Raw genomic sequence first — 6,216 nt, 5'->3', positions numbered from 1 at the left:
AATCTCATACTTTCATCCTTGCCATAATCACCTTCCTCAAAATCGTATGGGGGATTTAACCATAATAGCCCAAATCCCTTCTCCTGTGTCCTTAACTCGTACAGGGCATCACCCCATACTACGTTGTCAAGAACTCCTGATGCAGTGTTATAGCGTTCCTTGTCCAGCTCTATCCCGTAGGTCACTGCTTCTGTATCTGAAGCAATAATCCGCAGAGATCCACCTTCGCCACAACAAGTGTCAAGAAGTCTCGCCCGCGGGGAAATATTTAATATTTCCTTTATCTGGCGAACTACGACTTCCGGGGTCTTGTAATAGCCCATTTTTATCTGACTTCCGAAACGTGCCATTTTTTCTTTATCTCCTTTGCTATACGAGGAAAGGAGGCAAAAGCCTCCTTTCCTCGTATTATTTGTGATCTGTAAAGTTTGAAATATCACCTAAAAATGATAATCGTACGTTTCGGTGATATAACAATCACCATCTTCAAGGACCTTTCCGGTTGCTAATACAAATATTCTTCCGTGCATCTTCTTTTTCTCTCTTTCTTTTAAATATCTTGGTGATCTTTCATACTGTAATAACAATCCCTTCCCACAATAATGTGATCAATGATCGGAATTTGCAGCATATCACCTGCTATTTTAAGTTTTTCAGTTATATCAAGGTCCGCCTTGCTTGGTTTGCTATCACCCGATGGGTGATTATGAGCCAGGATCAGTGATGATGCCGCAGCCATAATTCCCGCCTTGAAAACTTCTCGCGGTTCAACTATGGTGTAGGCCAACCCGCCTATACTCACAAGATACACGCCAAGAGGATTTAGACTGGTGTTTAAAAGAATCGAAACAAAATACTCCCGATCTTTATTTTCCAACCCGGCCCGGATATACTGATATGCCTTTTCAGACGCTGTAAGAGGCTCAGGAGTTATTGATACACCTTCCCTTACCAACATTGTCCGATACTTAGTTCCCTGAAATTCTTTTAAATATATATTCTCCATTATTTTTAACCTTTCTTCCTACCAACCTTTTTCTTTTGTCGGATACCAGGCAAAAATAGAGGTAAGTAACCCCTATAAATCTGCTTTAAGGTATCCTGATTATGTTTAGTTGATTATCTTTTCTTTGATTTAACTAAGGTTTACATGAATTTACAACATAGGGAATGTTATCAAACGAGCGTTTGCTGAGCTTAAAGGAAACGTTACCCACATCAGGAGACTCAAAAAGAAGTTTCCTTTTGTTTGTGACCTTGAACCTTTTCAGATTCCACCCATTCCTAAATGAAACAGGGTTTTCAAAGTCGATAGTATCACCAACCCTGAAGGAAGGTCTTGACTTCCTTCGCGCAATATTTTCCCAGCATTTCGCTCGCCATTCGCAGGCATATTTACTTTCAATAGGTGTTAAAAGCTTGAGTATTCTCTCCGGACAATTGTAATAATACGGACCCGTATCCTCTACCATATCTTTGTAACCAAAGTTATAATAGTCTTTCGGTCTATGGTTTATACAACAAACCACGGCAAACACTTCATGCTCGCTGCCCGTGTTTACTTCCACTGCCATATATGCTTCACTGATGCTAGAAGAACAATCAATAACCCGGATAGTTTTTCCATCACTATCGCTGTTAAACCTCTTACTAAAAAAGTCTTTAATACCTACGCCCTTATCCTTGTTCATATATGTCCAACCCATATTTTCAATCTCCTTTCTCTTGTTACCAACCTTGTGCCTGTTTGATCTTTTTTATCTCACAGGCTTTTTGAGGAACCCATTCGAGTTCACAATCAATCTCAAACCCAAACGGTTTGATCTTGATTTCCTTTAGTTCATCAAATGAGATGTATCCCCATTCGGCGCATACATAATCTTCATTCAAGATTGCGAATCCCCAAAACAAATCGTCTTCCTTGCTGTATTCGGCAATATACCAATCACACCCCCCATAAAAGAAGTGTAGGTATATCAGCTTATCCTTCAAGGAAATCTCTTCTGTTTGGTAAAGATCAGGAATTACATCCAGCTCTTTTTTCGTTGGTATATTCCACATTATTTTTTCCTCCTATTTATATTCTTTTCTTGGAATTCGTCCCATTCTTCCTGACTGGGATGGTCAAGAGATTCGAGGTTGTTTCCCCATATCCATCCGCTGCAATAATCACCTCGTTTAAGGATGAGGTAAAAATACGTTGGATAGTCTTTGGGCACTTTCCACATCCCGAGGATATACTCGATTCTGCGGAGTTTCGTATGGGTCTTATCCACAGGACAGACATGCTCCTGCCAATCAAAGAGCGATACTTTTGCTCCACATTCCTCACATTCCCATGCCGGTGCGGATATCGAACCTCCTGACGGCATTGGATCTACGAAACAATCCACTACGCACCCGGGATCGCCACACGTGTACCGTACCCTGAATTCGGCATCACACGTGCTACAAAACACGCCGGAATGAGAAAGACTCTCGAACTCTTTTCCCCCGCAGACCGGGCAGCTAAAAGCCTCCCAATCAAACGGGTTGAATGCTCCAATATAGTTAATTTTCAACATTATCTTCCTCGCTTTCTCCCGTTTTGCCGTTTTTGGGCAATCCGGGAACTAATAGCTATCATTAAGTTTCTTTTTCTTCGCTCTATGTCGATCAAAGTGTTTGAAAGCCTGGCTACTTGCTCATTGAGCAGGAGCAGATAAACAACTTCGTCGTCAGTAGCTTTTCTTGCCAGATCCTTTCCTCCGATATATCCGGGAGCAAATTCCCTAATTAAGGGCAGGATGAAAGACTAAACCTCTCTCTCATAAATTCCGGTTAAGATTTGATCTGAAATCCTCATTCTCTCCCAGAAACAAGCGTCGAACTTTTCCCTGGGTTCTTTTTCCTGTATGATCTTCCACGCTCTGGCCTCACAAATTCCTTGCAAGTCGGATGTGGTTACTTCGTCATACAGCGGTGTAAATTCCTTTATGGCCCGCAGAATATCCTTTTTCATGGTCATTACCTCGACGTACTTTATGTCTTCTTTTGTCACTTCTACTTTTTCCTCATCCATTTTCTTCACTCCTCTCTTAAACAAAAAGAGGGGCACTTATTGTGACCCCTTTTCTGCTCTGTCTATGTTTTTTGACTTCTTTATGCAGCTTTCCTTAAAGATGCCTGCACACTTTCCATGCCTGTCAGTATTCTCGAAGCTGTTTTAGTTATCCGGTCAAACGAACCTTGGATATCTACATCCTCAGTTTGATATGTGGCCAGATAAGTAGCGGACCTTGGTTTCAATCTGAAATGACGGCACACAACGTATGCGGCCGCTTCAGCCTCAGTCTCTTTCAACTTCTTCGAATACTGTCTACGCTCCATGCCCTTGTGTAGATGCTCATGAGCAAGCTCATGGACAAGAGCGTGAAACCTTTGCGTGTTTGTGAGCGAAGAGAGGATTTTAATCTGTCCTCCCATAGAAACTCCAAGCGCACCGCCAAGTTCGTCTACATAATTCAGCTCTATTCCTTCTGCTGATGTGTACTCTTCAAGCCGACCAAGCAGCCCGGTTTCTGCTGAACCATTGATATTTATGATATCAGGCGATTCGGCAAGCGGGGCGCCTTCAGTCTGAGAAACATCGAAGACATACACGACCTTGAAGAACATCTTTTTTCTCTCTGTGTTATCTTCTTCGCTCTCTTCCACAACTTCCTCATTATCTGCCGCATCTCTCGTCTTAGGCTTTTGCTTGACCCATATCGGGGCGAAGATGGGAATCCCCTTCTCGCCTTTCTTTATTGTCCGGCCAAGCTTTTTCCATGCGTGAAACCCAGCAGTCATCTCTGCATTCGGCATCGCCATCCAGATTAATATCTGATTGGAAATAGAATACCTGTGAAATCTGGAACAAAAATCGAGGTAATGAAGAATTACCTTGTCTGATTTTTGATCTTTGATTTCCTCTATGAGAGTTTGAAGATATCCTTGATACTTTTCATTTAATTTTGAAGTTTTCACTTTTAAAACCTCCCTTTGTTTATTTTGCTATCAGGCATAATCCAGATAGAAGCATACGTGTAATCACACTCGTAACAGTTGATTCCTTTTTCCTCCAACTATAAGGAATAGGAATTCTTCTAACGGGGTAAGAGTCAAATCCACCATCAGAAAATTTCTGATAGTTAATTTTACCACCAACCGGCAGTTCCTCGACATTAACGTAACCGTTCTTGTCACAGGGAAAGCCGAAGATGTGATTATCATCAGGAATAAACCCTATATCGAGATTTGGACCACCCAACTGGAACGGGTGGTAGTAAGCCTCGATAACTTCTTTTTTATCCGGATTTAGCTTTTTTATAAGCATTGATAATATTTTCACTTTTATTTTCTCCTTATCCAATTAAGGTCTATGAAATTGGTTTGGTTCGTTTCTTTGTTTCCAGGCACAAAAAAAGGAAGCAGACTAATTCAGTCTTTGCTCCCTATTATCTGTGCCTTATTCTTTTTAATTATCGAGTGACAGGTTTACTTCCCGTCAACTCTAGATTGTAACAGTTTTTTCCTATCAAGATCCCTTTTCTGGGCAAGAATCCCATAACCGGTAATATCTACCCACGGACTTTCCCCGAAGGCATCCCTATCGGTCGCAATACGAAATTGCTTGTCGATGATTCTGATCATTGCAAGCATATCATCGTATTGATCGGTTTTTATTCCGTCCGGATAGTAAATACGAAGAATATCCCCTGACTTTGCAAAGGCATCTCCATATTTTTTATTCTTTTCGGTAACCAATCGACCTGTTTCCCTGCCTATAGATTCAAAAATAGAATCTTCGACTCTTATTTTATTTGTATTATTTCCCATAGTCTCACCTTTATTCATTAAAAACAAAAGAGAGAGACAATCTCTTGTGCTTGATTGTTACTCTCCCATTTGTCCTTATGCTTGATTTTGTTCTTACATGATCCCGGCAATTTGTTCGCTAAGTGATGCTTCCAAAATAGGTATAGCATCCTCAAATTCGAGGTTTACCTGATTTGCTGTCGAAGCAATCCTTGTCCTATAACGTTTTAGATTGCTCGTTGACTTGACCACTTGCTTGATCTTTGTTTCCGATCCTTGCGAAAGGTCGGAGTTGATCTGCTGCTCAACAGCGATGTCGGATTTCTCGGAAATCAGAACATCTGTTATTACCGAGTATGTTACACTAGTAACCATAGCATTTACCACAGTATTGGCCAGGCCACCAGCAAGCATGCCAATAGCACCGCCCACCATATAACCCTGACCGGAATCACTCATACTGTGACCAATCCCGGCACCTGCAAGACCACCAGTTAAGACACCCAACCCGCTTCCATAACCTTGTGCGAGCATGGACTGTATTGTCTGCGGCTCTGCTTTGCCAGCATACAGGACATTGACCTGTAACCAGTAATGGGCCTTTTGAGGATCACTTACTATAAAATAACCTCTTGTGGTTAAAACATTGGTAATTTTTGTTGCGATGTCTATGCTTTTGCCTGAAGTATTTTTTACCTGTACCAGGACTGTTCTAAGATCCGGAGCAACAGGGTCTAAAAATATGGTGTCAGACATCTTTGAATTTATGGCTAAATCCCTGTGTTTAATGGCGGTTGTCATTGCAGTGCATCCCGAAAGGATGAATGCAAAGACTACCAAAATGAGTGTAAAAATTCTTATTCTTTTCATCAGTTTGTTCTCCTTTGTTTGTTTATGATCATTAAAAGTCTGGTGTTTCCGCATGATGGTTATGTAATCCATATCCGGAAATCAACCAATCGTAATAATCTTCAATATTAACGTCTGCGAGGTCCATCGGCGGTTGGCCAAAGTCCTCTTCCATCTCGCGTATTGCTTTAATGGTTTCTGCCATCATTCTCCTTTCAATTTATAGTTATTGGTTTAAACCAGACTTTCTTTGTTTGTACCCAGGTAAACCCGGCTTTTGCCAAATCGCCTCTGAATTTGTATGTGTTTCTTGTTGCAACATAACCGTCCATATTCTCATCATAAATTATGTGCGCCGAAAGAATGATGTTGCCATCTATCATGTCGGGCGTGAGTATATGGTTGGCTTTTTGTGCAATCGTCGGGTAGCCCGGAGCTGTTACCAGCCCCAAGCCCCCTAAGAACCGTACGTGAAAGTTTCCCTTCATACGGCTCAAGCCTTTATAAACACCGTTTCCAGTGCCGGTA

General features: G+C 41.5%; 12 protein-coding genes. All 12 read right to left on the bottom strand.

The window, feature by feature from the left end; all coding sequences use genetic code 11:
• Positions 1-350, bottom strand: a 350-nt coding sequence (locus Q7J27_04655) for a DUF6094 domain-containing protein (GenBank protein MDO9528435.1), incomplete at its 3' end; no start/stop codon positions are given.
• 200 nt (positions 351-550) lie between these two features.
• Positions 551-1,006 carry a JAB domain-containing protein gene (locus Q7J27_04650; protein MDO9528434.1) on the bottom strand — a complete coding sequence of 152 codons (456 nt, stop codon included), beginning with the start codon at positions 1,004-1,006 and terminating at the stop codon, positions 551-553.
• 133 nt (positions 1,007-1,139) lie between these two features.
• Positions 1,140-1,706 carry a hypothetical protein gene (locus Q7J27_04645; protein ID MDO9528433.1) on the bottom strand — a complete coding sequence of 189 codons (567 nt, stop codon included), beginning with the start codon at positions 1,704-1,706 and terminating at the stop codon, positions 1,140-1,142.
• 22 nt (positions 1,707-1,728) lie between these two features.
• On the bottom strand, positions 1,729-2,061 hold the full coding sequence (locus Q7J27_04640) for a hypothetical protein (protein ID MDO9528432.1): 333 nt from the start codon (positions 2,059-2,061) through the stop codon (positions 1,729-1,731).
• Positions 2,061-2,564: a hypothetical protein gene (locus tag Q7J27_04635; protein MDO9528431.1), complete on the bottom strand. Its 504-nt coding sequence runs from the start codon at positions 2,562-2,564 to the stop codon at positions 2,061-2,063. The genes Q7J27_04640 and Q7J27_04635 overlap by 1 nt, the downstream gene beginning before the upstream one ends.
• Positions 2,565-2,794: 230 nt before the next feature.
• Positions 2,795-3,061, bottom strand: a complete 267-nt coding sequence (locus Q7J27_04630) for a hypothetical protein (protein ID MDO9528430.1) — start codon at positions 3,059-3,061, stop codon at positions 2,795-2,797.
• Positions 3,062-3,141: 80 nt separating this feature from the next.
• Positions 3,142-4,008, bottom strand: coding sequence for an ArdC family protein (locus Q7J27_04625; protein MDO9528429.1), 867 nt, complete (start codon positions 4,006-4,008; stop codon positions 3,142-3,144).
• A gap of 19 nt (positions 4,009-4,027) precedes the next feature.
• Entirely contained in the window at positions 4,028-4,372 is a 345-nt protein-coding gene (locus Q7J27_04620) for a hypothetical protein (protein MDO9528428.1), read from the bottom strand.
• A gap of 146 nt (positions 4,373-4,518) precedes the next feature.
• Positions 4,519-4,860 (bottom strand): hypothetical protein, encoded by a 342-nt coding sequence (locus Q7J27_04615; protein MDO9528427.1) that lies wholly within the window; start codon positions 4,858-4,860, stop codon positions 4,519-4,521.
• Between the two features lie 93 nt (positions 4,861-4,953).
• The gene (locus Q7J27_04610; protein MDO9528426.1) at positions 4,954-5,709 is read right to left on the bottom strand and encodes a complement resistance protein TraT; all 756 of its coding nucleotides are present in this window, start codon (positions 5,707-5,709) and stop codon (positions 4,954-4,956) included.
• A 31-nt stretch (positions 5,710-5,740) separates the two neighbouring features.
• The gene (locus Q7J27_04605; GenBank protein MDO9528425.1) at positions 5,741-5,896 is read right to left on the bottom strand and encodes a hypothetical protein; all 156 of its coding nucleotides are present in this window, start codon (positions 5,894-5,896) and stop codon (positions 5,741-5,743) included.
• Between the two features lie 7 nt (positions 5,897-5,903).
• A partial coding sequence (locus tag Q7J27_04600; GenBank protein MDO9528424.1) for a hypothetical protein occupies positions 5,904-6,216 on the bottom strand: 313 nt, incomplete at its 5' end.

This window comes from Syntrophales bacterium (assembly GCA_030655775.1).
Classification (GTDB): Bacteria; Desulfobacterota; Syntrophia; order Syntrophales; family JADFWA01; genus JAUSPI01.
The sequence above is the reverse complement of the archived record's forward strand: the minus strand, read 5'-3'. Positions and strand labels throughout refer to the sequence as shown.